25 protein-coding genes are annotated in these 24288 nt (G+C 70.0%); 13 read left to right on the top strand and 12 right to left on the bottom strand.

Features of this window, described 5'->3' with window-relative positions:
- Positions 1-37 precede the first annotated feature (37 nt).
- The 3 genes from ACYVHU_RS13830 to ACYVHU_RS13820 all read right to left on the bottom strand — a co-directional run bounded on the left by ACYVHU_RS13830 (position 38) and on the right by ACYVHU_RS13820 (position 2117).
- Positions 38-997, bottom strand: coding sequence for an MSMEG_6728 family protein (locus ACYVHU_RS13830; protein WP_078762238.1), 960 nt, complete (start codon positions 995-997; stop codon positions 38-40).
- A gap of 60 nt (positions 998-1057) precedes the next feature.
- Positions 1058-1423 (bottom strand): DUF3140 domain-containing protein, encoded by a 366-nt coding sequence (locus ACYVHU_RS13825; RefSeq protein WP_235000999.1) that lies wholly within the window; start codon positions 1421-1423, stop codon positions 1058-1060.
- A 373-nt stretch (positions 1424-1796) separates the two neighbouring features.
- Positions 1797-2117, bottom strand: a complete 321-nt coding sequence (locus tag ACYVHU_RS13820; RefSeq protein ID WP_498948693.1) for a hypothetical protein — start codon at positions 2115-2117, stop codon at positions 1797-1799.
- A gap of 375 nt (positions 2118-2492) precedes the next feature.
- Between ACYVHU_RS13820 and ACYVHU_RS13815 the strand changes: the two genes are divergently transcribed.
- Complete coding sequence (locus ACYVHU_RS13815; RefSeq protein WP_078762235.1) at positions 2493-3407, top strand: tetratricopeptide repeat protein; 915 nt, start codon at positions 2493-2495, stop codon at positions 3405-3407.
- 249 nt (positions 3408-3656) lie between these two features.
- On the opposite strand, the gene ACYVHU_RS13810 is transcribed toward ACYVHU_RS13815, so the two are convergent.
- The 4 genes from ACYVHU_RS13810 to ACYVHU_RS13795 all read right to left on the bottom strand — a co-directional run bounded on the left by ACYVHU_RS13810 (position 3657) and on the right by ACYVHU_RS13795 (position 5744).
- Positions 3657-3854 (bottom strand): DUF397 domain-containing protein, encoded by a 198-nt coding sequence (locus tag ACYVHU_RS13810; protein ID WP_078762234.1) that lies wholly within the window; start codon positions 3852-3854, stop codon positions 3657-3659.
- Positions 3855-3876: 22 nt separating this feature from the next.
- Complete coding sequence (locus ACYVHU_RS13805) at positions 3877-4617, bottom strand: DUF5753 domain-containing protein (RefSeq protein ID WP_432939051.1); 741 nt, start codon at positions 4615-4617, stop codon at positions 3877-3879.
- An 80-nt stretch (positions 4618-4697) separates the two neighbouring features.
- A complete protein-coding gene (locus tag ACYVHU_RS13800) occupies positions 4698-4886 on the bottom strand; it encodes a DUF397 domain-containing protein (RefSeq protein ID WP_432939054.1) in 189 nt (62 codons plus the stop codon).
- A 9-nt stretch (positions 4887-4895) separates the two neighbouring features.
- Positions 4896-5744: a helix-turn-helix domain-containing protein gene (locus ACYVHU_RS13795; protein ID WP_432939057.1), complete on the bottom strand. Its 849-nt coding sequence runs from the start codon at positions 5742-5744 to the stop codon at positions 4896-4898.
- Between the two features lie 162 nt (positions 5745-5906).
- Between ACYVHU_RS13795 and ACYVHU_RS13790 the strand changes: the two genes are divergently transcribed.
- The 3 genes from ACYVHU_RS13790 (at position 5907) to hrpA (ending at position 10839) form a co-directional block, all read left to right on the top strand.
- The gene (locus ACYVHU_RS13790) at positions 5907-6263 is read left to right on the top strand and encodes a hypothetical protein (protein ID WP_432939060.1); all 357 of its coding nucleotides are present in this window, start codon (positions 5907-5909) and stop codon (positions 6261-6263) included.
- Positions 6260-6763 (top strand): ATP-binding protein, encoded by a 504-nt coding sequence (locus tag ACYVHU_RS13785; protein ID WP_235000997.1) that lies wholly within the window; start codon positions 6260-6262, stop codon positions 6761-6763. Before ACYVHU_RS13790 ends, ACYVHU_RS13785 begins: the two co-directional genes overlap by 4 nt.
- 140 nt (positions 6764-6903) lie before the next feature.
- A complete protein-coding gene (gene hrpA, locus ACYVHU_RS13780; RefSeq protein WP_078762231.1) occupies positions 6904-10839 on the top strand; it encodes an ATP-dependent RNA helicase HrpA in 3936 nt (1311 codons plus the stop codon).
- Between the two features lie 57 nt (positions 10840-10896).
- Here the strand turns inward: hrpA and ACYVHU_RS13775 are convergent, their stop codons facing one another.
- From ACYVHU_RS13775 to ACYVHU_RS13760, 4 genes are all read right to left on the bottom strand, one after another.
- Entirely contained in the window at positions 10897-11160 is a 264-nt protein-coding gene (locus ACYVHU_RS13775) for a DUF2795 domain-containing protein (RefSeq protein WP_078762230.1), read from the bottom strand.
- Positions 11161-11191: 31 nt separating this feature from the next.
- Positions 11192-13711 carry an ATP-dependent Clp protease ATP-binding subunit gene (locus ACYVHU_RS13770; RefSeq protein WP_078762229.1) on the bottom strand — a complete coding sequence of 840 codons (2520 nt, stop codon included), beginning with the start codon at positions 13709-13711 and terminating at the stop codon, positions 11192-11194.
- A gap of 178 nt (positions 13712-13889) precedes the next feature.
- Positions 13890-14375, bottom strand: a complete 486-nt coding sequence (locus ACYVHU_RS13765) for a C40 family peptidase (RefSeq protein WP_498948688.1) — start codon at positions 14373-14375, stop codon at positions 13890-13892.
- A gap of 364 nt (positions 14376-14739) precedes the next feature.
- On the bottom strand, positions 14740-15510 hold the full coding sequence (locus tag ACYVHU_RS13760) for a TetR/AcrR family transcriptional regulator (RefSeq protein WP_498948687.1): 771 nt from the start codon (positions 15508-15510) through the stop codon (positions 14740-14742).
- 100 nt (positions 15511-15610) lie between these two features.
- Between ACYVHU_RS13760 and ACYVHU_RS13755 the strand changes: the two genes are divergently transcribed.
- The 3 genes from ACYVHU_RS13755 to ACYVHU_RS13745 all read left to right on the top strand — a co-directional run bounded on the left by ACYVHU_RS13755 (position 15611) and on the right by ACYVHU_RS13745 (position 18220).
- Positions 15611-16567, top strand: a complete 957-nt coding sequence (locus ACYVHU_RS13755) for an ATP-binding cassette domain-containing protein (RefSeq protein WP_144390128.1) — start codon at positions 15611-15613, stop codon at positions 16565-16567.
- A complete protein-coding gene (locus ACYVHU_RS13750) occupies positions 16564-17361 on the top strand; it encodes an ABC transporter permease (protein ID WP_078762227.1) in 798 nt (265 codons plus the stop codon). The genes ACYVHU_RS13755 and ACYVHU_RS13750 overlap by 4 nt, the downstream gene beginning before the upstream one ends.
- 364 nt (positions 17362-17725) lie before the next feature.
- Positions 17726-18220 carry a metallophosphoesterase family protein gene (locus ACYVHU_RS13745; protein WP_078762226.1) on the top strand — a complete coding sequence of 165 codons (495 nt, stop codon included), beginning with the start codon at positions 17726-17728 and terminating at the stop codon, positions 18218-18220.
- Between the two features lie 12 nt (positions 18221-18232).
- On the opposite strand, the gene ACYVHU_RS13740 is transcribed toward ACYVHU_RS13745, so the two are convergent.
- Complete coding sequence (locus ACYVHU_RS13740; RefSeq protein ID WP_235000996.1) at positions 18233-19078, bottom strand: SDR family oxidoreductase; 846 nt, start codon at positions 19076-19078, stop codon at positions 18233-18235.
- A gap of 131 nt (positions 19079-19209) precedes the next feature.
- On the opposite strand from ACYVHU_RS13740, the gene ACYVHU_RS13735 reads away from it, so the two are divergent.
- The 6 genes from ACYVHU_RS13735 (at position 19210) to ACYVHU_RS13710 (ending at position 24178) form a co-directional block, all read left to right on the top strand.
- A complete protein-coding gene (locus ACYVHU_RS13735) occupies positions 19210-19671 on the top strand; it encodes a DUF6098 family protein (protein ID WP_078762224.1) in 462 nt (153 codons plus the stop codon).
- Between the two features lie 805 nt (positions 19672-20476).
- Positions 20477-21706 carry a sensor histidine kinase gene (locus ACYVHU_RS13730; RefSeq protein ID WP_078762223.1) on the top strand — a complete coding sequence of 410 codons (1230 nt, stop codon included), beginning with the start codon at positions 20477-20479 and terminating at the stop codon, positions 21704-21706.
- 115 nt (positions 21707-21821) lie between these two features.
- The gene (locus ACYVHU_RS13725) at positions 21822-22247 is read left to right on the top strand and encodes a roadblock/LC7 domain-containing protein (RefSeq protein ID WP_078762355.1); all 426 of its coding nucleotides are present in this window, start codon (positions 21822-21824) and stop codon (positions 22245-22247) included.
- Positions 22248-22300: 53 nt separating this feature from the next.
- On the top strand, positions 22301-22663 hold the full coding sequence (locus ACYVHU_RS13720; protein ID WP_078762222.1) for a DUF742 domain-containing protein: 363 nt from the start codon (positions 22301-22303) through the stop codon (positions 22661-22663).
- A gap of 13 nt (positions 22664-22676) precedes the next feature.
- Positions 22677-23237 (top strand): GTP-binding protein, encoded by a 561-nt coding sequence (locus ACYVHU_RS13715; RefSeq protein ID WP_078762221.1) that lies wholly within the window; start codon positions 22677-22679, stop codon positions 23235-23237.
- Between the two features lie 206 nt (positions 23238-23443).
- Positions 23444-24178, top strand: a complete 735-nt coding sequence (locus tag ACYVHU_RS13710; protein WP_078762220.1) for a thioesterase II family protein — start codon at positions 23444-23446, stop codon at positions 24176-24178.
- The last annotated feature ends 110 nt before the right edge of the window (positions 24179-24288 follow it).

Here is a 24288-nt window from a genome sequence, read left to right as displayed (position 1 = left end):
CGCTGCCCGGGGACCTCGCCGGCCGCGGCCGGCGAGGTCACGCCCCGGTCCAGGCCGTCCCCTCGCCGGACAGGCGCAGCACGGGCGGACCGTCCGGCGGGGGGATGATCTCGGCGTCGGCGACCACGACGAGTCCCACCCGCTCGGGGATGTGCACCGCGCCGGCACCGGGCGGGATGCGGCGGAAGCGGAACTCCGGCGCCGCCTCCGCCTCGGCGCGCATCGCCGCCACGTCCTCAGGTCCGGGCCGGCGGGCCACCGACGCGCTCGCGGTGCCGATCACCCCCGCCGAACCGGTTCCCCCGGTCACCGTCACCTCGGCGGGCGGGGTCCCGGTCAACAGCCACAGGGTCTCGCCCGGCGTGCACAGTCCGGCCAGCAGCCCGGCCGTCGTGTCCCCGGGGGCGGTCGGATGGACCTCGGCGCCCTCTCCCCGGGACACCCGCTCCACCGCCTCCAAATACCCGGTGGGCGCCTCCTCCAGGCCCAGCAGGGCCAGCGCCTCGCGCGGGCTCAACGGTTCGGGACGGCCGCGACGCAGCGGCCAACGCGGGAACACCGGTTGCGGCCAGACGTAGGGCAGGTGCTCGGGAACCTCCGGGAAGTGGGCGAGGTAATGGGCGGCGTCCTTGCGCAGCAGCGAGGAGCGGTGGGAGTCGTGCAACGGCTCCGCGCCGAGCCACGGGGGCATCAGGTCGCCCGCGCACAGCTCGGGTTCCTCGGGGACACGGCCACCGGTGAACTCCAGCAGCGCCGGCAGGACCGCGTCGGAGTAGCCCCGTTCGCGCCACTCCCGGCAGATCGCCACCCCGTATCCGACCAGCGCGGGGACGAACCCCCGCCACATCGCCACGGCGGGGTGGTGTTTCCACCCGTACTCCGGCCAGACCAGGGCGCGCAGGATCTGTAGCGTCTCCACCCGTTGTTTGCCCAGACGGCGATCGTCCAGGACCTGGGCGGAGGCCGCGAAACCGGCATGGGGCAGGAACGTCTGCATCGGACCTCGTCCGGATCGGAAACGGGGAGGCGGTGCCGCCGGTCGCCCGGCGGCATCCGGTCACCTCTTCAACGGGTCGTGTCCCCAGTTCATCAGCGAGTAGCGCCAGGGAGTGTTGTGCACGTCCCCTTTCGGGCGCTGCGCGAGGTGGCGGTGGACGTAACCGATGACCTTGCGCATGTGCCGGTAGTCGGCGTCGTTCAGGTCGTCGACCCTCGTCCGCTTGATCCGCACGATCTCGCGTCCCGAGTGGTGGCCGGTGGACTCCTCGTGGCCCTTGGTGTCACCGACCTCCTGTGACTCCTCCGACTTCAGCCAGTTCTCCAACTCCGCCACCGTCATGTTGACGGCCTCGTCGAACTCGTCACGAAGGCTCTTGTGGTCTTGCTCGGCCAACGTCGGCTCTCCCCTTCCCAGTGTGCTCACCCGCGCCGATGAGAGCCCCGCTCGGGACGCGTTGCTCCCGCTCCGGCGCGGAGGGCCGGTGCGCGGCCTCACGGCCGTCTTCCTCGCTGCGCACCCGGTACCGCGGGCCCTCTTCCGAGACGTCCACCGTCCGCCTGACGGCCGTGGTTCTTCCCGCCCACCTCGCCGCCCGGCTGGAGCCCGTCATCGGACATGAGGCGTCCTTCCTCCCAGGGTGCTGATGGCCGGGCGCTACCCACCGTCACCGGGCGCTACCCCAGGAAGCGGTAAAACGGTGCCGGAAGAAGGGCGGACACGGACGAGTCGCGCAGGAAGGGATCCCATCGTCCGACGCGGACACCTGGGAGGACAGGGAAGGTCCGGGAAAACGGGATCAGATGGGCAGGGGGGCGCGCTCGGAAATGGTGGAAAGGTCCTCCGCGATCGCGAGGGGATCCACCGGAAGCGAGGGGCGCCGCGCGGCGTGCGCCGGTTTGTGCGGGCGGGGAACGGCCAACCTGCGGGCGGCTTCGGCGAGGGCCTGCTCGAATTCCTCGAAGGTGTTCCCCTCGACGAGGAGATAGAGTCGTGGGTGACTCGCCCAGAATGACCGAGTCCACTCGCCGTACCACAGGCACCAGCCGAGCGGACCGAAGTGCTGGCGGAGTCTGTCCAGTTCGGCGGGGCGTTCCGGCGTCGCGTGCCTGGAGCGCATGGCATCGTTTCCTTCCTCGGAGGGTGGCCTGGTGGCGGCCCCGCGGGGGAAAGTCGGAGATCGGGAGAATGCCTGTTCGCATAGGGGTCACTCCGCGCCGGTGGAATTCCGATTCGGGAGCACCGAGGGCGGTGATGTGTCCGGAATGGGAGCGCACGGGATGAATGCGCTGTAGGGGTGTCGCGGTGTGACGAAAAATTAGTAGCGAAGTTCGGGAGCGCGTGTCAAAGAAATGTGAAACACGGGAGTGTCGTGACGCCTAATGCGTCTTTTTTCGCTAGCGCTTCCAGGGGAGTTCCGGCAAGCGTATGGGAAGTCCGATATCGGCCGTTTCTTGGGGCTCGTCGCTTACGTTCCGTCGCGCCACAATGACGTATGCCCCAGCGAGAAGACTTCTCCCACCTCTACGAGCGGTGCTCCGAACTGTTCCAGGAGAGCGTCCGCCTCGCCGACCACATGCGTTTCGCCGAGGCCGCCGACGCCTCGGGGGAGGCGCTCGACCTCATCCAGCGGATGAGGCGCCTGGACCCCGCCCACCCGGATCTCCTCCCCCAGGAGATGGCCCTGTTGTACAACCGCGCCCGCTTCCTCGCGAGTGACGGCCAGGTCCACGAGGGCATGGAGTCGGCGGCCCGCGCCGTCCGCGGCTACCGCGACCTGGCGACCCTCGACCCCGACAGGTTCACCCCCCTCTACGCCGACGCCCTCAGCCGCCTCGGCCAGTACCAGCGGGACGCGGGATCGGTGCCCGACGCCATCGCCTCCAGCGCGCGGTCCGTCGAGATCTACCGGGGCCTGGTCGCGGACCAGCCCGACCGCTACGGCTCCGATTACGCCCGTATCCTCACCCAGCACGGCCGCCTCCTGGTCAACACCGGCCGGATTCCCCGCGCCCACGAGGCGCTGGCCGAGGCCGCCGGCTACTACCGGTCGGTGCTGCGCTCCCTGTCGGCGGCCCAGGCGCCCTATTGCGCGGTCGCCTTCACCAAGCTCGCGGTGATCCTGCACAACCAGCAGCGCTACGACGAGGCGCTGAGCTATGCCGAGGACGCGGTACGGGTGTGGCGCAGGCTGATCGAGATCTTCCCCGACAACCTCTCCTATCAGGAGGGGCTGACCGAGGCGCTGGTTTACCACGCCACGGCCCTGGCGGTCCACCGCCGCTACCGGCAGGCTCTCACCGAGGCCGAGGAGGCCATCTCCGCCTACGCCCGCCGCTCCCACCCCGACACCAGCGGTCGCCTCGCCGCCATCCTCAACCTCCGCGACCAGCTCTTACAGGTGGTGTGACGGAGGGGAGTCCCCGGATGTCCTGCCCGCGTCGATTTCACCCGCTTGGGGCCGGGGAAGGTCCACCACGGCGGCCACCGCCCCTGTCGGGCCGGCGCGCCCGCGGTCCCGCCCGGACAAGACCTGGGCGGCTCCAGGGCGAGCAGGCCCGTGTCCCGCCACGCCCACGGGGCCGGGAGGGGGACGAGAGAGGCACGGCCGGGTGCCTGGACACCCGATGTCAGCGGGAACGGGCCGTTGCGCCGAAGGTCAGAGGCCGCCGTGTTTGAGGGTGGTGAGGAAGGCCGACCACTCGGTGGCGGTGAAGACGAGGTGTCCACCGTCGGGGTGCTTGGAGTCGCGGACGGCGGTGGCGTCGTGGAGGTCGGCCACCTCCACGCAGTTGCCTCCGTTGCCGTTGCTGTAGCTGCTCTTACGCCAGGGAGCGGACAGGGCGAGCGGGTCCATCCCGCACCTCCTCGAAGAATTGTCAGCTCTCATCGATGATCCCATGGAGCATGCCGATCGTACGGTCGGTGCCCAACGCGGTGGCCCTGAGGTGGTTGAACACCACGTTGTAGCGTTCCACCTCCTCGGGTTCTTCGATGTAGAGGCTGCTCGTCTGCATTTCGAGGTAGACGATGTCGGTGTCTGTAGCGGCGGGGAAGCCCAGGATGGTGAAGGCTCCGTCCATGCCGGGATGCGCGCCGAGGTCATAGGGCAGGATCTGCACGGTCACCCGAGGCGGCTCGATCACTTCGATCAGATGCTCCAGTTGCCTGCGCATCACCTCCGGGCCTCCGACGAGGCGTCGTATGACGGCCTCGTTCAGGATGAACCAGAGTTGCGGACTGTCGGGGCGTTGCAGCAGTTCCTGTCGTTTCATGCGTACGGCCACTCGACGCTCGATCTCCTCATCGCTGTGGGAGCGCACCGCTCCGTGATGGATCGCCCGAGAGTAGTCGGCGGTCTGCAAGAGGCCGGGGACAAACTCCGATTCATAGGAGCAGATGCTCGACGCTTCGGACTCCAGGCCGACGAATCCTTGGAACCAGTCCGGTACCGCGTCACCGTGCACGTGCCACCAGCCGCGTTGCCGGGCTTCACGCGCGAGGGAGAGCAGCACGTCGCGTTGCTCCCCCTCGACCTCGTAGACATCGAGAAGCAGGCGGAGATCGGCCGGCCGGGGCAGCCGTTCGCCGAGCTCCCAGCGTGAGACCGTGCTGCCCACATGGTCGCGGAGTAAGGCGGTGACCGGTGGGTCCTGTGGAAGGGCAGCGAATGTGTGCCTATGGCCGATCTCTCTTGGCTTCAGAGGTTGCCGTGTTTGAGGGTGGTGAGGAAGGCCGACCACTCGGTGGTGGTGAAGACGAGGTGTCCAGCGTCGGGGTGCTTGGAGTCGCGGACGGCGGTGGCGTCGTAGAGGTCAGCCACCTCCACGCAGTTGTCGTCGGATGCGGAATAGGACGATTTGCGGAACACCGTGGGCCGCATGCTCATTGTTCTCTTTTACTCCGGTAGCCGTTCGATGATGTGCTGGATGCGGGCCACCGAGTCGACCGGACTCAGGGCTGAACCGTGCACGTGATCGTAAATGAGCGTATATCGATCCACGTAGGTCTGATCTTCGATGTAGAGGGGTTCGACCGCTGTCGGCAGATAGACCACGGACGGCTCGGGACGTGGGAAGTCGATGAGGGAGAACGCCCCAAAGACCGCTGCGTGGGTACCGGCCTCGTTGCCGACGACCTGGATCGTCACCCGAGGATGCTCGGCCATCTCCATGAGAAAGTGGAGCTGGCCGCGGGTGGTCTCTGGAGAGCCCGCGATCTTCAGTAGGGCGGCCTCGTCGATGATTGCCCACAAGTGCGGTCCCGACGGGTCGTCCAGCACGCGCCTTCGCGCCATACGGGCTTCGACACGACGTTCGATCTCTTCAGGGTGGACCACGCGGCCGCCGCGGAAGACTTCGGCGGAGTAATCGGGCGTCTGTAGCAAACCCGGGACGACCAAGCCTTCGTAGGTGCGAATTCGGGTGGCTTCTGCCTCAAACTCGGGAAGCGGCCCGACGAAGACGTCCTGGTATTCCCGCCAGAAACCGCGTTCCCGGGACTCCTCGGTCAGACCGATGAGATGTTCCCTCTGTTCCCGCGAGACGTTGTAGAGGTCGGCCAGATCTTCCACGTCGCGGTAGTTCGGACGCTTCCATTCGTTGCGCTCGATCCGTGTCACCTTTGCGGGTGACCAGCGCAAACGCTCGGCCACTTCGACGGCGGACATCCCCGAATCAGCGCGCAGTCGCCGGAGCGCCGCGGACAGTCTCCGCCGACGGACGCCAGGGCTGTGCCGCTCGGACATGGACACCCTCCTCGTCTTGTCGGAGTCATGCTAGGGGCTCTCTACAGCGACTTAACTTAAGTCAACTCATCTTTAGTCTTTCCAGTTTGAGTCGACTCACTTATGCTGTGCGTGTTCGAGCTTTTACACAGCGTGTCACTCTGCTTGGGAGGGGACCTCCTCATGCCGTCCATCGCTTCTCCCCGCAAGGGGCTGGACAGTTCAGGTCAACATCGACGCTCACACCTCACCCGGTTGCGCGGGCTGTTGCTGCGACTCGGCCGCCCGGTGGTGGTCGCCCTGGCCGATTCCGACCACCCGGTGCTCTACACCACCCGGCAGGGGAGGCGCGTCGCCGTCGTGGTCGCCGAGTACGGCGGCGACTGGTGGTTCCTGTGGGACGGCGGCGGGTACGCGCCCGTGGACGAGCCATGGCGGGTCACCGCGTCGCTCGCTCCGACCGCGCGCGGCGAGACCCCCGCCGGAATCGCCCGGGCGGTGCGGTCTCGTCCACGGTGCCTGGCGCGGGCCGCCGCGTGAGCGCCGGCCGCTCGGGCGGTCTATGCCTGCTCGCCGAGACGCGGATCTTCCCGGGCAGACCCGAACAGTGCCGCGAGGCGCGGCTGTGGATTCGCGGCCTGGTGCGCCCGTTCGGGACGGTCGCCGACGCCGTGGAGCTGGTCACCAGCGAGTTCTTCGGCAACGCGATCCGCCACACCGCCTCCGGCGACGTCGGGGGAGAGGTCACCGTCGTCCTGGCCGGCCTGGGGCGGGGGGTCGTTTACCTGGAGGTCGCCGACCAGGGGGCAGGGACCGGGCCGGTCCGCGCGCAACTGCCCTCGCCGGGCCGGACGGGAGGGCGGGGGCTGTACCTGGCCGAGGCGTTGAGTACGGCCTGGGGCCGGCACCCCGCCGATGGTTCTCCCGGGGATCCGGGCGGCACCGGCGTCACAGGGCCTTCCCGAGGCGACGCGCCGATGGCCACCTGGGCGCTGTTCCTCGGTGGCGGGCGGACGTCGGCCTGCGGGGAGCCGCGATGACGCCGTGACCGTGCTCGCGGGCCTCACGGACCGGACCGGCGTGACACTCCCAAAGTGCGGGAACAACGGGGATGGCCGTACCGTTGCCCTTCTGGGCAGCGAGGAAAACCCGTTGCACCCCCGCCTATCCTTGCGACTGTATGAGAACGCCGCCTGTGACACCCGCCTCCACCCAGCTCCGGGAGCGTCTGGCCGAGCTGATGCCCGCCGACCGGCATCGGTTCCGTCGCCGTATCGACGGCGCGCACAAGATCCGTGACGACAAGAAGCGCGCCGCCGTCCTCGACACCATCGGCGCCGAGATCGACGCCGCCGTCCAGCGACTGGAACGGCGGCGTTCGTCCGTGCCCGCGATCACCTACCCCGCGGCCCTCCCGGTCAGCCAGAAGAAGGACGAGATCGCCGAGGCGATCCGCGACCACCAGGTCGTCATCGTCGCCGGTGAGACCGGTTCGGGAAAGACCACCCAGCTCCCCAAGATCTGCATGGAGCTGGGACGCGGCGTGTACGGGACGATCGGCCACACCCAGCCGCGGCGGATCGCGGCGCGCACCGTCGCCGAACGCATCGCAGAGGAGCTCGGCACCTCCCTCGGCGAGACCGTCGGCTACAAGGTCCGCTTCACCGACCAGTCGAGCGACGACACGCTCGTCAAGATCATGACCGACGGCATCCTGCTGGCCGAGATCCAGCAGGACCGTCTGCTGCGCCGCTACGACACGATCATCATCGACGAGGCGCACGAACGCAGCCTCAACATCGACTTCCTCCTCGGCTACCTCAAGCAGCTCCTGCCGCGCCGCCCCGACCTGAAGGTCGTCATCACCTCGGCGACGATCGACCCCGAGCGCTTCTCCCGGCACTTCGGCGACGCGCCGATCGTCGAGGTGTCGGGCCGCACCTACCCGGTGGAGGTGCGCTACCGGCCGCTCGCCGGCGACGCGGTGCTCGACGAGGACGACAGGGTCACCACCGACTCCGACCGCGACCAGATCCAGGGCATCTGCGACGCCGTGGACGAGCTGTGCGCCGAGGGGCCGGGCGACATCCTGGTGTTCCTCAGCGGCGAGCGCGAGATCCGCGACACCGCCGAGGCGCTGGACAAGCACCTGCGCAACAGGCGCGAGGTCCCCGAGATCCTGCCGTTGTACGCCCGGCTGTCCTCGGCCGAACAGCACCGGGTGTTCCAGCCGCACCGGGGCCGCCGGATCGTGCTGGCCACCAACGTCGCCGAGACGTCGCTGACCGTCCCCGGCATCAAGTACGTGATCGACCCGGGCACCGCCCGCATCTCCCGCTACAGCCACCGCACCAAGGTGCAGCGCCTGCCGATCGAGCCGATCTCGCAGGCGTCGGCCAACCAGCGCAAGGGCCGTTGCGGTCGTGTCTCCGAGGGCGTGTGCATCCGGCTGTACTCCGAAGAGGACTTCCTCTCCCGCCCGGAGTTCACCGACCCGGAGATCCTGCGCACCAACCTCGCCTCGGTCATCCTCCAGATGGCGTCGCTGGGCCTCGGCGACATCGCGGCCTTCCCCTTCGTCGAGGGGCCGGACCGCCGCCAGATCAAGGACGGCGTGCAGCTCCTCCAGGAGCTGGGCGCGATCGACACCGAGGGGAGCGATCCGGAGAAGCGCCTCACCCCGCTCGGCCGCAAGCTCGCCCAGCTCCCCGTCGACCCCCGCCTGGGGCGCATGGTGCTGGCCGCCGAGGACAACGGTTGCGTCCGCGAGGTCATGATCATCACGGCGGCGCTGTCCATCCAGGACCCGCGCGAACGCCCGGTCGACAAGCAGCAGGCCGCCGCCGAGAAGCACGCCCGCTTCTCGGAGAAGGAGTCCGACTTCCTCGCCTACCTCAACCTGTGGAAGTACCTCCAGGAACAGCAGCGGGAGCTGTCGGGTAACCAGTTCCGCAAGCTGTGCAAGGCGGAGTTCCTCAACTACCTGCGCGTCCGCGAGTGGCAGGACATCTACGGCCAGCTCAAGCAGGTGGCCCGCACGATCGGGGTGACCGTCAACGGCGCCGACGCCGACCCCCAGCGGGTCCACGCCGCGCTGCTGGCCGGTCTGCTCTCCCACATCGGGCTGAAGGATCCGGAAAAGAACGAGTACCTGGGGGCGCGCGGCGCGAAGTTCGCGATCTTCCCGGGCTCGTCGCTGTTCAAACGGCAGCCGAGGTTCGTCATGTCGGCGGAGCTGGTCGAGACCTCGCGCCTGTGGGGTCGGGTCAACGCCCGCATCGAACCGGAGTGGGTCGAGTCGCTGGCCGGGCACCTGGTCAAGCGCACCTACAGCGAGCCGCACTGGGAGAAGAACCAGGGCGCGGTCATGGCCTACGAACGGGTCACCCTCTATGGCGTGCCCATCGTGGCGCAGCGCAAGGTCAACTACGGGCGTATCGACCCCGAGGTATCGCGGGAGCTGTTCATCCGCCACGCCCTGGTCGAGGGCGACTGGCAGACCCACCACAAGTTCTTCCACGCCAACCGGCGCCTGCTCGAAGAGGTCGAGGACCTCGAGCACCGCGCCCGCCGGCGCGACATCCTCGTCGACGACGAGACCCTGTTCGCCTTCTACGACGAGCGGGTGGGCGCCGAGGTCGTCTCCGCGCGCCACTTCGACACCTGGTGGAAGCAGGCCCGCCGCTCCGACCCCGAGCTGCTCAACTTCGAGAAGTCGATGTTGATCAACGAACGGGCCGACGAGGTGAGGGAGGCCGACTATCCCGACACCTGGCGGCAGGGCGAGCTGGTATTCCCGCTGTCCTACCAGTTCGAGCCGGGAACCGAGGCCGACGGCGTCACCGTGCACATCCCGCTGAAGGTCCTCAACCAGGTGGGGCCCGAGGGCTTCGACTGGCAGATCCCGGGCCTGCGCGAGGAACTGGTGACCGCGCTGATCCGGTCCCTGCCCAAACAGCTGCGGACCTCCTTCGTCCCCGTCCCCGACACCGCGCGGGCCGTGCTGGCCCGGCTCTCGCCCCACGCCGAGCCGCTGACCCGGGCGCTGGCGCGCGAGCTCGGCGAGATGAAGGGGCTGCGCATCCCCGAGGACGCCTGGAACCTCGAACGGGTCCCCGACCACCTGCGCGTCACCTTCCGCGCGGTCGACGACCGCGGGCGCGCCCTCGCCGAGGACAAGGACCTCGACGGCCTCAAACGCCGGCTCAAGCCGAAGTTGCAGAAGGCGATCTCGGCCGAGGCCCGCGGCATCGAGAAGAAGGGGCTCACCGACTGGGACTTCGGCCCGTTGCAGCGCACCTTCGAACGCAAGACCGCCGGGCACGCCGTCCGCGGCTATCCCGCCCTGGTCGACGAGGGCGCCAGCGTCGCCGTGCGCATCTTCGACAGCGAGGCCGAGCAGCGGCAGGCCATGTGGGCGGGGACCCGGCGCCTGCTCCTGCTCCAGATCCCCTCACCGGTGGCCGTGGTCCAGCGCGGGCTGTCCAACCAGGCCAAGCTCGCGCTCAGCCGCAACCCGCACGGCGGGGTGGCCGCGCTGTTCGAGGACTGCACGGCCTGCGCCGTGGACAAGCTCATGGCCGACGCCGGCGGACCGGTGTGGGACGCCGACGGGTTCGCCCGGCTACGCGACCACGTGCGGGCCGAACTGGCCGACACCCTCACCGACGTCGTCGGCCGGGTCGAGAAGGTCCTGACGCTGTGGCACCAGGCCGGCCGCGACCTCAAGGGCACCACCAGCATGGCGGTGCTGCCGTCGCTGGCCGACGCGCAAAAGCAGCTGGCGGGCCTGGTCCACCCGGGGTTCGTGACCGAGACCGGGTGGCGGCGCCTGCCCGACCTCGTGCGCTACCTGCGGGCGCTGCGCCACCGTGTCACCAAGCTGCCCGAGAACCCGCGCCGCGACCAGGTCAACATGGCCAAGGTCGAGCAGATGCGCCGCGCCTGCGAGGACGCGATCGCCGCGCTGCCGCCCGGGCGCGCCGCTGATGAGGATGTGCGCGAGCTCCGCTGGATGCTGGAGGAGCTGCGGGTGAGCCTGTTCGCGCAGGAGATCGGCACCGCCTACCCCGTCTCCGACAAGCGCATCCTCAAGGCGCTGGCGAAACTGGCGTGACGTTGGTGGGGCCGCCCCGTTCGACGGGACGGCCCCACGAGGGCACGGCGGCGCGGGTCAGCTTCCCCGGTTCTCGCCGAGTTCCTCCTCGATCGGGTTCACCGGTGTCGACCCGGTGTCGCGGTCGGGGTCCAGAGGCAGCGAACGCAGCACCTCGGCGGTGTTGGCGTACTCCCCCAGGGGCAGGGCGCGCAGCGCGCGCAGCACCTCCTGCGGGGCGTCACCCTGTTCGGCGTGGCGGACCACCTCGTCCTTGCCCGCCGGATAGTCCAGGTCCGACAGGGCCCGCTCCACGGCCTTGGTGTCACGCAGGTGGGTCATGGTGCCTCCTCGATCAGGCGGATCGGCGAACTCACGACGGGGACGGGACGACCGGCGTGGACTCCGTCCGGAAGGAGAGCCCGTCGTCGTCCACGCCGACGATCACGCGGTCGCCGGCGTCGATGTCCCCGTTGAGCAGCAACCGCGACAGCCGGTTGTCGACGTTGCGCTGGATGGTGCGGGCCAGCGGCCGGGCGCCGAAGTCCGGCTGGTAACCGTGCTCGGCGATCCAGCGGACCGCGCCGTCGGTGAACTCCACGTCGATGTCCTGGGCGCGCAGCCGCCGCTCGGTGTCGGCCAGCATCAGCCGGGTGATCTGGGCGATCTGCTCCTCGGCCAGCTGCGAGAACACGATGATCTCGTCGATGCGGTTGACGAACTCCGGCCGGAACTCCTCGCGCAGCCGCTTCATCACCCGATCCTCCAGCTGGGAGCCGCTGGTGCCGTCGCCGGCGGTGAAACCGATCGGGCCGCTGCTGGTGATCAGCTCCGAGCCGAGGTTGCTCGTCATGATGACGACGACGTTGCGGAAGTCGACTGTCCGCCCCTGGCCGTCGGTGAGCCGGCCGTCGTCGAGCAGCTGCAACAGCAGGTTGAACACGTCGGGGTGGGCCTTCTCGATCTCGTCCAGCAGGACGACCGCGTACGGACTGCGCCGCACCGCCTCGGTGAGCTGCCCGGCCTCCTCGTAGCCGACGTAGCCGGGCGGCGCCCCGATCAGCCGGCTGGCGGTGTGGCGTTCCTGGAACTCGCTCATGTCGAAGCGGATCATGCGCTCCTCAGAGCCGAACAGGGCCTCGGCCAGCGCACGCGCCAGCTCGGTCTTGCCCACCCCGGTGGGGCCGAGGAACAGGAAGCTGCCGATGGGGCGGTCGGGGTCGGCCAGGCCGGCGCGCGAGCGGCGGATCGCCTCGGCGACGGCCGTCACCGCCTCGTCCTGGCCGATCACCCGCGCGTGCAGGTGCTCCTCCAGGTTGACCAGCCGTTCGCGCTCCTCCTGGGTCAGCTGGGTGACGGGGATGGAGGTCAGCCGCGAGACCACCTCGGCGATGTCGACGACGCCGACCTCGGGCACGCCCCCGGTCCCGGTCGAGCGGGCCTGCGCGATGGACTCGCGGACCTCGTTGATCTCGTCGCGCAGCGCCGACGCCTGTTCGTAGTCCTCCTCGAAGACCGCGTGCTCCTTGCGCTCCTCCAACTGACGCAGCCGCTGTTCCAGCTCGCGCAGGTCCGTGCTGGGCGTCTTGACGCGCAGCCGCACCCGCGCGCCGGCCTGGTCCATCAGGTCGATGGCCTTGTCCGGCAGGAAGCGGTCGGTGAGGTAGCGGTCGGACAGCTCGGCGGCGGCGACCAGGCTCTCGTCGCTGAACCGCACCTGGTGGTGGGCCTCGTAGCGGTCGCGCAGGCCGCGCAGGATCTCGATGGTGTCCTCGACGCTCGGTTCGGGCACCAGGATCGGCTGGAAGCGGCGTTCCAACGCGGCGTCCTTCTCGATGTTCTGGCGGTACTCGTCGATGGTCGTGGCGCCGATGATGTGGAGCTCGCCGCGGGCCAGCGCCGGCTTGAGCATGTTGCCCGCGCTCATCGATCCCTCGGCCGCGCCGGCCCCGACGATCGTGTGGAGTTCGTCGATGAAGATGAGCAGCTGTCCGGCGTTCGCCCGGATCTCGTCCACGAGGTTCTTCAACCGCTCCTCGAAGTCGCCCCGGTAGCGGGTGCCGGCGACGACGCCGGCCAGGTCGAGCTGGACCAGCCGCCGTCCGCGCAGCGTCTCGGGGACATCGTCGTCGGTGATGCGGCGGGCGATCCCCTCGGCGATCGCGGTCTTGCCGACGCCCGGGTCGCCGATCAGCACCGGGTTGTTCTTGCGGCGCCGCGCCAGGACCTCGATGGCCTGTTCGATCTCCTCGTCGCGGCCCACCACCGGGTCCAGCCGGCCCTCGCGGGCCAACGCGGTCAGGTCGGTGCCGTGCTCGTCCAGGTTGGGCGTTGAACTCTTGGCCGTGCCGCCCTGCCCCGGCGGCCGTTCCCCGCCGGCGGCGGCCTGGAGGGTGTTCGGGGTGACGCCGGATTCGGCGAGCAGTCGGCCGATGGGACTCTCGTCGTTCACGGCGAGCGCGAACAGCAGGTGCGGTGGGCTGATGTAGGAGTGTCCGAGCGCGCGGGCGATCTGGTGGGCGTCCAGCAGGGTCCGCTTCGCCGCCGGGGTCAACGTCGGTGGACTCTGGGGGACGGGCTGATCGGTCGGTGTGTCCCCGAGTGCCTGCTCCAACCGGTCGGGGTCGCCGCCCGCCCGTGACACCAGGGCGCGGGTGCCCTCGTGCCGCAGCAGCGCCCACAGGATGTGCCCGGCGTCCAGATCGGAGCGGCCGGACTGGGCCGCGCGGGCGAACGCCTCGTTCACCACCTGCCGTGCCTCGTCGTCCATGAGCTGGGAGATGTCGACGCGCCGCACCGGCCGCCGCGGTCCCCCCGCTCCGAAGAAGCGGGCCAGGAACTCCTCGAAGGAGCCCGGGTCGTAACCGCCGTGGGACGGGAAATCGTGCGTCATCGGGTGATACCCCCATGCTCCTCTCGGCGTGGCCGTCCGGCCCGGCAGGCGCCCACGGCCCGGTTCCACCGCCGTCCAAGACCGTGGAAAGCCGTGGGCATGGCCCCCGACTAACCCCGCCGGGCGGGGTTGAAACCCCCGGCCGGTGTGAGGAGGGCCCACCCGGCCGGGGGCGAGGTCAGGCCACGCGGACGGCGCCGGTGAGGTTGGCCTCGAAGTGGCCCGACAGGCTCACCGTCTCCACCTCGTCCCCGGAACCGGGGGCGTGCACCATCCGTCCGTCGCCGATGTAGATCCCGGCGTGACCGGGCCCCTCGTAGAAGAACAGCAGGTCGCCGTAGCGCAGATCGTCCCGGTCCACCGGGGTGCCGGCCTCGTGCTGGTCGTAGGTGGTGCGGGGCAGGTCCACTCCGGCCTGGCGGTAGGACCACTGGATCAGCCCGGAGCAGTCGAAGGAGTCCGGTCCGCTCCCGCCGTACTCGTAGGGGGAACCGATCTTCTCCTGCGCGTGCCGCGCGGCCTCGTGCGCCGTGGTGGAGGCGGCCTGCGCCGGCGCGGCGCCGGTCAGGCCGGACACCGAGAACGCGGTGGCCGTCAGCGCGGTGGCCAGGAGGATTCCGGCGCAGCGGCGCCGGACGGAGGTGGTGATCGTGGTGGTGTGCATGGATTCCTCCCGTGAATCGGGACGCTCCGCCGTGAAGGCGCGGAGCGGTGTCGGGAAGCGGAGGAAAGGCCCGTGGGGGCCGGCCCGCCCACCCTGGAAGAGCGGGGCGAGGGCCCGGAGACGAACGCCGGGTCCCGTCACACGCGCGGCGTCCTCGCCGTCGTCATGCGCATCGGTGAAAGTGTCCACGCGCTCCGCGGGCGCGCCTTCGAGCGCGTGGGAAGCGGGAGCGGGGATCAGAAGGAGACCGGCCGCGGGCCTTCGCCCTGTCGCGAGGCCCACCGTGGAAACGGAGCGTCAGGCCGCCGTGTCGGAGCCTCCTCCGCGGGCACGGTGCAGCACCTTACCGGGGGGCCGTGTGGTGTCAACCCCCCGTGGGGAAGGCGGTGTCGCGTGAGCGGACGAGCTGTTCGACCCCGTCGAGCAGCAGGCGCAGGCCGAAGGCGACGTCGCTGGAGGTGTAGCCCTCCAGGTCGGCGCCGAAGACGCCGGAGTCGAGGGCGGCGCGCAGGGCCGGGAAGTCCTCGGGGGTGACCAGCCGGGCCAGCGTCCGCCCATAGGAGGCCGTCGCCGCCGCGCCGGTCTGCCACCCGCTCTGCTGGAGTTCCTGCACGGTCTTCGCCTCGCGGCGGACGTGCCCGTCCAGCAGCATCATCACGGCGATCTTCTCCGCCTCGTGCAGGCGGGTCTCCGCCAGGCAGGCCAGGCCCGCGTCCAGCCAGGCCAGCGCGTTCGGGGTCAGCGGTGGGCCGCTGAGCGGGACCTGGGGGATCCAGGGATGGCGCTGGAGCACCGCGAACTGGGCCCGCGCCCACTCCTCCAGGCCGCTACGCCAGCCGTCCCGGCCGGACAGGTCGGGGGGAGCGCCGATGGCGGAGTCGAGCATCGCGGCGAGGAGCTCGTCCTTGCCGCGGACGTGCCGGTACAGCGCCATGGTGGTGAAGCCCAGCCGTTCGGCGACGCGCCCCATGGAGACGGCGCCCAGGCCGCCGCCGTCGGCGATCTCGATGGCCGCCCCGACGATGCGCCCCAGGGAGAGGGCGGGACGGGACCGGCGCGAGGGGGCGCGCAGTCCCCAGAGGGTCTCCAGGAAAGGGGGCAGCGAATCGCCGTTCTCGCCGGTGTCGCCCTGCATGGCCACCGTCCACCCCCCATCCGTCCTTGACCCGCCATCCTAACGATGTGTATAAGATACACATTGCGTGTACGCCATACACATAGAAGGGGGTGGGCGCGTGACCGACGACGCGAGCATCCACGTGGCCGGACTGGAGAAGGCGTTCGGCCGAACCGCCGTACTCCGAGGCGTCGACCTGGACGTCACCGCAGGGACGGTCTACGCGCTGCTGGGACCCAACGGCGCGGGTAAGACCACCATGGTGCGGATCCTGTCGACCCTCATCCCGCCCGACGCCGGCCGGGCGAAGGTCGCCGGGTTCGACGTCGTGCGCGAAGCGGACCGGGTGCGCGGCGCGATCAGCCTGACCGGGCAGTACGCGGCCGTCGATGAGCTCCTCACCGGCGAGGAGAACCTGGTGATGATGGGGCGTCTGGGCGGATTGGGCCGCGCCGGCGCCCGGACCCGGGCTCACGAGCTGCTCGACCGGTTCGGACTGGGCGGCGCGGCGCGGCGCCGGGTCGCGACCTACTCCGGGGGGATGCGCCGCAGGCTCGACCTCGCGGCCGGCCTCGTCACCCGTCCCACCGTCCTCTTCCTCGACGAACCCACCACCGGACTGGACCCCCGCAGCAGGCAGGAGATGTGGGCGGCCGTCACCGAACTCACCCGCGAGGGGGTCACCGTGCTGCTGACCACGCAGTACCTGGAGGAGGCCGACCGACTCGCCGACCGGATCGCCGTCATCGACGGCGGCCGGGTCGTCGCCGAGGGGACCCCCGACGAACTCAAGCGCGGTGCCCCCGGAGAGTGCGTCGAGCTGCGCTTCGCCACCGAGGACGACTACCGCCAGGCCGCCGCCGTCCTGGCGGGGGCCGGGGTCCATCCCGCACCCGAGGAACTCCTGCTGACCGTCGACGCCGACGGCAGCGTCGGACAGATCAAGTCGCTCCTGGACCGCCTGGACCGCCATGACGCCGTCATCGACCGGCTGGTCCTGCGCAAACCGACCCTCGACGACGTGTTCCTCACCCTGACCGGTCACCAGACCCAGCCCGAGGAGATCCACCGATGACCGTCCAATCCCCTCCCCGGGCGCCCGCCCCGAGGATCGCGCGCGCCTTCGCCGACTCCGCCACGATGACCGGCCGTAGCCTGCGCCGCGTCCTGCGCGCCCCGGACTCCCTGCTCATCGGGGTGCTGCTTCCGATCCTGCTGCTCCTCCTGTTCGTCTACGTGTTCGGTGGCGCCATCCGGACCGATGGCGACTACATCGACTACGTCGTTCCCGGGGTGGTCCTGCTCTGCGCCGGATACGGTGCGGCCATCACCGCCGTCAGCGTCCACAACGACATGACCAATGGCGTCATCGACCGCTTCCGCTCGATGCCCATCACCCGATCGGCCGTCCTCGTCGGCCACGTTCTGGCCAGCCTGGCGCGCAACCTGTTCGCCACCTTCCTCGTCCTGCTCACCGCCCTGCTCGTGGGGTTCCGCCCCGAGGCCGGGCTCCTGGACTGGGGCGCGGTGATCGGTCTGGTCCTGCTCTACGTCCTCGCGGTCTCCTGGGTCTCGGTCTGCTTGGGCCTGGTGGCCCGCAGCGCCGATGGGGCCAGCGGATTCAGCTTCTTCGTCCTTTTCCTGCCCTACCTGAGCAGCGCGTTCGTGCCGCCCGAGACCATGCCCGCCGTGCTGCGGGCCTTCTCCGAGCATCAGCCGATCACCCCGATCACCGAGACCGTCCGCGCCCTGATGATGCAGGGGACCGCCGGAGACCAGGCGCTGGTCGCCCTCGCCTGGTGCGTCGGCATCCTCGTGGTCGCCATGGTCGTGGCACAACGGCTGTTCGAGCGCAGGACCGCCCGCTGACCCACGACGGCGGATTCGGGGGTTTGCGACACCGCTGATCGACCGGCCACGGCCAGGAGACCGGCAAGGCGCCAGGCCGGCGCCGCGGACCTCGATCCCCCGCTCCTCCTCGACGCCGCCCGGTGCGCGGGCGGCACCCGCCATCCGCCCGCCGCCTCGCCCGATGGAACAGGGCGGGGCGGCGTCCGCGTTCGGCCGGGAGCCTCCCGCGCCCCTATGGCCTCCGGCTCTGCGATCTCGACGTCGTCCACCGCGCCCCTTCGGAGCCGGAGCGGAGATAAGGGACGGAAACGACCCCGAGGACTCGACTCATCCGGCTGAGGGCCTTCGGGTCGTGGCCGGCCAGAGGGGAAGGGAGAGGGGTATGCGACTGCTGATCCTGTCCGACACCCACATCCCACGGCGCGCCCGTGACCTGCCCGCTCGCGTGTGGGAGGAGGTGGATCGCTGCGACGTCGTCATCCACGCCGGCGACTGGTGCGACCTGGCCTCGCTGGACGCCCTGGAAAGGCGGGCGCCCCGACTCCTCGCCGTCTACGGCAACAACGACGGCCCGCCCCTTCGCCACCGCCTTCCCGAGGTCGCCCGGGCCGAACTCGGCGGGGTGCGCTTCGCGGTGGTCCACGAGACCGGGCCGGCGCGTGGCCGGGAGAAGCGCTGCGCCGGGCGTTTCCCCGACACCGACGTGCTCGTGTTCGGCCACTCCCACATCCCGTGGGACTCCACCGCGCCCAATGGGCTGCGGTTGCTCAACCCCGGATCGCCCACGGACCGGCGCCGGCAGCCGCACCACACCTACCTCACCGCCCGGGCCGCCGACGGCGCGCTCACCGACGTCGAGCTGCACGCCCTGGACTGAGACGGGCCGCCCCTACCCGGCCCGCCACTCCCCGGTCTCCAGCGCTCCGGAGGCCTGCGGGCCCATCATGGTCATGCCCCCGTCGACGAACACGGTCGCACCGGTCACATAGGAGGATTCCGGGCCGGCCAGGAAGGCGATGACCGACGCCACCTCGCGAGCGTCGCCGGGGCGCCCCAACGGGTAGCCGCCCCGCGAACCGGACACCGGGGGCTGCTCGTGCTGCCCGGTCATCGGGGTGGCGATCTCGCCGGGGGCGACCGCGTTGGCGGTGATCCCGTGCGCGCTCAGCTCCAGCGCGAGGGTGCGCGTGAGCATCCGCAGCCCGCCCTTGGCCGCGCAGTAGGGGCCGGCGCCCACGCGCGGATAGGCCTCGTGCACGCTCGTCACGTTGACGATGCGCCCACCGCGCCCCTGGGCCACCATGTGGCGTCCGGCGGCGCGCGCGCACAGGAAGGGGCCGTCGAGGTCCACGGCGAGCGTGTCCCGCCATTGCGCGTAGTCGATGTCGAGGAGCGGCTGTTGCGTGCCGACGCCGGCGTTGTTGACGAGGACGCCCACGCCGCCGAGCTCCGCGATCAGTTCCTCCACGACGCCGGCCGCGGTCTGGGGATCCCTCAGGTCGTGCCGGCGCACGGCGGCCGTCCGCCCGGCCGCGCGCACCTCCTCAGCCGCGCCGCGGGCGCCCTCCTCGTCCTCGTGGTAGGTCAGTCCCACGTCGAAGCCGCGCTCGGCCAGGGCGACCACCGTCGCCCTGCCGATCCCGCTGTCACCGCCGGTGACGATCGCGACGCGGTCGTAGTCGCCGAAAGTCCCGCTCGCGCTCTCCGCCGCCTGGAGGGGTGTGTTCTCGGACAATTGGGTGTCCTCCTCGTCTGAGCCGGGATGGCCGGTCGTCCTGGGCGTCTGCCCGCCGCTCGGACGGCTACACCCCGTGTGTCCGGCTGCCGTTGGCATGCCCCGGCTCCCCGCGGGTAGCCGCGGCGGACATGGAACGGGACAGGGAACGCGCCTACGAGGACCTTCCGGTGGTGGAGGGGCTCGATGAGCTGACGTCACTGGTGGAACGCGACCACGGTCTCTACCTGCGCTACTCGCAGGGGCCCCAGCGTGATGGCGAGGGGCCGAGCAAGGACTACGAGAGCGGGCTGGAGTTGCCGGGGCTGTCGGTGACCGTGCTGAGCGCCGAGGACTGGTGGGAACGTCCGTTGGCCGACTGGGTGGCGCGCCAGGTCTGCAAGTACGTCGACCTCGCCGAACAGGGGGAGTCCCGTCGGGCCTGGGTGTTGCGCGGACGGGTCGTGGGGCACGGACCCGACCACGAGCCGCTGCTCGTCGATGTCACGCCGGTCGCCTGGGTCGGCGACGAGGCGGTGCGGCAGGCGCGCGCCCGCTACGAGGAGCGGTTCGACGTGGGCCGTGACTCCACGGGCCGAAGCGACGATGATTGACCCGAGCCCCGCGCGGCGGGAGCGACGGACGGGAAGGCGCAGGTGAAGTGGTGAATTCCGGCATGCCAGGTCCACCCCTTCCAGGAAAAGCCGTGGAGGGGGCTGCCGGGTTTTCGGCTTTCCCTTCCTGAGGCGTGACACGTGGAATTCGAAAAGGACAAAAAGGGGCATAAGTCCTCTCTTTTCGTTGCGTGTGTCACACTGCCTCCCGAGATGGGTGGGGAGGGGAAGGCGGGGAGTGAGCCCCGTGCCTGCACGGTTTCGCACGCCCCTCCCGCTCGGCGGAGTGGAAAACGAGAGGGAGTGAGGGAATTCGCCCTCTTGGTGGCGGGGAAAGGGCTAAGGTCGGTCGGTGATCCGGAAAACGGCACGGAAGAAGAGGGGAGTGGGTGAAGGGCGCTTTTCGGGTGTCTGCCGCGCACCTTCGGGTGAGCGTCCGGTTGGGTGCGCTGTGCTAATCTGCCTGACGATTCGGTGACGTTTTGGTGGTTTTGGTGGCGATCCGTTGGCTCTGCGCGAAGCTGTGCCATGTGATCGGTTGTGCCCTCCGGCCGCCCTGCGTCAGACCGGTCGGCGGTCGAAGCCGGACGCCCGCCACGAGCCCTGGAAACCTCGGCCATCCGCGAGCCCTGCTCGGCGTACACGTGTCACGGACACGGTCGCGCGCGGATGCCACGGCGTGTAGACCGGACGGTCGGACACGCCCGTCGGGCTCGTAGTCATTGGTCAATCCCGTCTACTGAGGAGATGTGCTGTGGCACAGGCGCCATCATCGGCCGATCGTGCTGACCACCCACTGGCGCACATGATGAGCACAGAGGAGACGTCGAGGCCGGTGGGGCGCGGAGTTCGGAGGGTGCTGGAGTGGTTCGGGCTGGCCCGACCGCGTCCTGTCCCCGCCCCCGCTCCCCAGCCGGCCGACAGGCCCGCCGCCTCCGAGGAGCCGGCCACATCCGGTGAGGAGTCCCTCCCGCCGGCGAGCCCCGCCCTCCAGGAGCCGACGGCGGCCGTCATCCAGGCAGACGCGGTCGACAGGGAGCGCGAGCTCCTCACGGTCACGCTGGCCAACATGGCCATCCGCGATCTCACACTGGTCGAGTCGCTGCTCGACATCGTCGAGGAGCTCGAGACCAAGACCGAGGACCCGGACCTGCTGGAACAGCTCTTCCGGATCGACAACCTCGCCACCCGCATGCGCCGCAACGGGGAGAACCTCCTCGTACTGGCCGGACAGGACACCGGCGACCCCCACATGGAGCCGGTTCCGCTGCTGGACGTGGCCCGCGCGGCCATCTCCGAGATCAGCGACTACGAGCGGGTCCGCATCGGCAAGTTCCCCGAGCGCGCCCTGTCCGGCACCGCCGCCGACGACATCAGCCACCTGCTCGCCGAGCTGCTGGACAACGCCACCGCGAAGTCCCCCGACCACGCCCAGGTCGTCATCAGCGCCCAGGAGATGGCCGACGAGCGTCTGCTCATCACCGTCGAGGACGAGGGCATCGGCATCCCCGAGAGCCAGCTCGCCGACCTCAACGACCGCCTGAGCGGCGCCCCGGTCATGGACGAGCGCGTCATCAAGCACATGGGCCTGTACGTGGTCAGTCGCATCGCCCAGCGTCACGACCTGCGCGTGCAACTGGAGGCGCGCTCCTTCCGCGGTGTCAGCGCCCACGTGATCGTGCCCGACACGCTCCTGCGTCACTCTTCGACGCCCAAGGCGGCCGCCGAGCCCCCGCGCTCCGTCGTCCAGAGCCCCCCCGCCCCCCGACCCACCCCCGCAACCGTGCCCACCTCTGCATCCCCGGCTTCCGGCCCGGCGGCGGGATCGTCGTCCGGGCTCACCGCGGCAGGTCTGCCCCGGCGCAGCGCCAATCGCACCACCACGCCGATGCCCACTCTCGCCCAGACGGATGACGCCTCTTCCGGGGAGACCCCGCCGGAGGACGCCGCCAGCAGGGCCGAGCGTATTCGCGCCGACCTCGACGGCTTCCTCGAGGGCGAACGCGCGGCCACGAAGGACGAGAAGGACGAATAGCCGGACGTGCTCCAAGGAGTGACCGGGTGGCGGTCGGCCCCGCACCACCGATCGCCACCCGTCCCTGGAGCGCGCCATCGCGACCCCCGACGAACTAACGAGAAGCTGGATGCACATGACTAACGGGTTGAGTGAGAACGCGGAGAACTTCACCTGGCTCATCTCCAACTTCGTGAAGGACGTTCCCGGAGTCGAGCACGCCGTCGTGGTCTCCTCTGACGGACTGCTGCTGACTTCCTCGCGTGACTTCCCGGAGGAGCACGCCGAACAGCTCAGCGCGATCGCCAGCGGCCTGCAGAGCCTCGCCGAGGGTGGTGCCCGACTGTTCGGCAAGGGCGAGTGCGAACAGCTCATCGTGCGCATGCGGCGCGGTCATCTGTTCGTCATGTCGATCAGTGACGGTTCCTGCCTGGCCGTCTTGACCTCGGCCGACGCGGAGATGAAGATCGTCGCCTACCAGATGACCCTTCTCGTGGAGAATGCAGGTCACGTGCTGACGCCGCAGCTGCGTTCCGAGCTCCGCGAAGTCATCGCCCGCTGACCCGGGTAGCTCTGGCCCGCCGGAGCGTAACTCACGAAGAGGTTGCCACAGCAATGAGCTACCGCAGGAGAAGAAGGGGCTCCCGCATCCGTCCCTACACCTTCACGGGTGGACGGACGCGATCGCGGCATCCCCTCATGGTTCAGACGCTGATCTCCACCGCAGATCCGTCGATCGACCCGCCGCGGAACCTGATGCCGGAGTCGGAACGGATACTGCTGCTCTGCCGCGAGACACGCTCGGTCGCCGAGATCTCGGCGGAGCTGAAGATCCCGTTGGGCGTCACCCAGGTTCTGCTGAGCGATCTGGCGGATCAGGGCCTCGTCTACATCCATCCCACCATCACCGGACACAGTCCGTCGGAAAACCAGGTTCTCGAGAGGGCGCTCCGTGGTCTCGAACGACTCTTCCAGTGACACCTTCTCCAAGATGTCGACCAAGATCGTCATCGCGGGAGGATTCGGCGCGGGTAAGACGACCCTGGTCGGCTCGGTCTCCGAGATCGAGCCGGTGACCACCGAGGCGGTCATGACCGAGGCCAGTGTCGTCCACGACGACACCACCGCGGTTCCGCAGAAGGTCACCACCACCGTCGCCATGGACTTCGGCCGGATCACCCTCGATGAGGAACTGATCCTGTACATGTTCGGCACGCCAGGCCAGGCCCGTTTCTGGTTCATGTGGGACGACCTGGTGCGTGGTGCCGTCGGCGCCGTCGTCGTGGTCGACCCTCGTCGTCTGGCCGACTGCTTCGACGCGATCGACTACTTCGAACAGCAGCAGCGCATCCCCTACATCGTCGCCCTGAACAAGTTCGACGGCCAGTTGAACTACACGGGCGAGGAGATCCGCGAGGCGCTGGAGATCAGCGACAACGTGCCGATCATCGACTTCGACGCGCGGGACCGCTCGTCGGCCGGGCACGTTCTCAAGGAGCTTCTGGTGCACGCGCTGGCCAACAGCGGCTCCCAGAGTGAACTCGTAGGCTGAGTCCGGCCCGCGCCCTCGGGCGCGGGCCGTCCTTCTCCGGGAACACGGGACCGCCGTGGCCGGGATCATATGTGCTGACGCTTTCCGGTCGGCGCAGCGTCCGAAAAACAGCGGCCTTTGCCAAGCGCGGTCCCGCGGGGCTAGCGTCGGGGCGATCTTCGACCGCGCCGCGGCGCGATGGTCCCTATGACGAGGAGAGGAAGCCGGTGAGAACGCACATCGAGGCCGAGGGCATGCTCCGCAGGTTCACCGGAGGGACTCCGCGGTCTCGGCACCTCGTCTGCTTCCCCCACGCGGGGGCCCCGGACTACGTCTACCGGTCCTGGGCCGCCCCGCTGGGCTCCCACTTCCAGGTATGGGGCGCCAGCATCCGCGGCCGCGAGCTCGACAACGAGCCCGAGCGGCGCTGGCGTGTGCTGGTGGAGCGGTTCGCCGACGCCCTGATGGGCTTCGAGGGCGACATCACGGTCTACGGGCACAGCCTGGGCACGCTCATGGCCTATGAGACGGCGCGCGAACTCGACCGGCGCGGGCGCGAGGTCACGCGCCTCGTCGTGAGCGGCCGGGTCGCCCCCCACGTCAGGCTCCACTACGAGCTTCCCACCGATCCGGTCGAACTGGCCCGGGCGGTGGCCGCGCGCTATGGGGGCGTGCCCGCGGAGGTGCTCGCCGAGCCGGAGATGCTCGAACTCGTCGGCCGCACCATGAGCGAGGACTTCACCCTGCACACCCACTACCGCTGGGAGCCGGGGAGCAGGCTGAGCGTTCCGCTGACCGCGATCGGAGGCGTCGACGATCCCGTCATCACGGAGGAGGGGCTGCGCGCCTGGGGTGAGCACACCAGCGGCCCGTTCACGGAGCTGACCATCCCTGGTGGGCACTTCCCCGGTCCGGACGAACTGCCCCTGCTGTTCGATGCCGTCAGGACCGGCACCGGCTGAGACGGACCCGACGCGGACGCCACGCCGATCGCGGCGCGGTTCCGCTTCCGCGCCCGGAGCCCTAGGGTGGCCTGGCGGCCGGGCGGTCCGGCCACCAGGCGATCACCCCG

The organism is Marinactinospora endophytica (genome assembly GCF_054780875.1).
The sequence above is the reverse complement of the archived record's forward strand: the minus strand, read 5'-3'. Positions and strand labels throughout refer to the sequence as shown.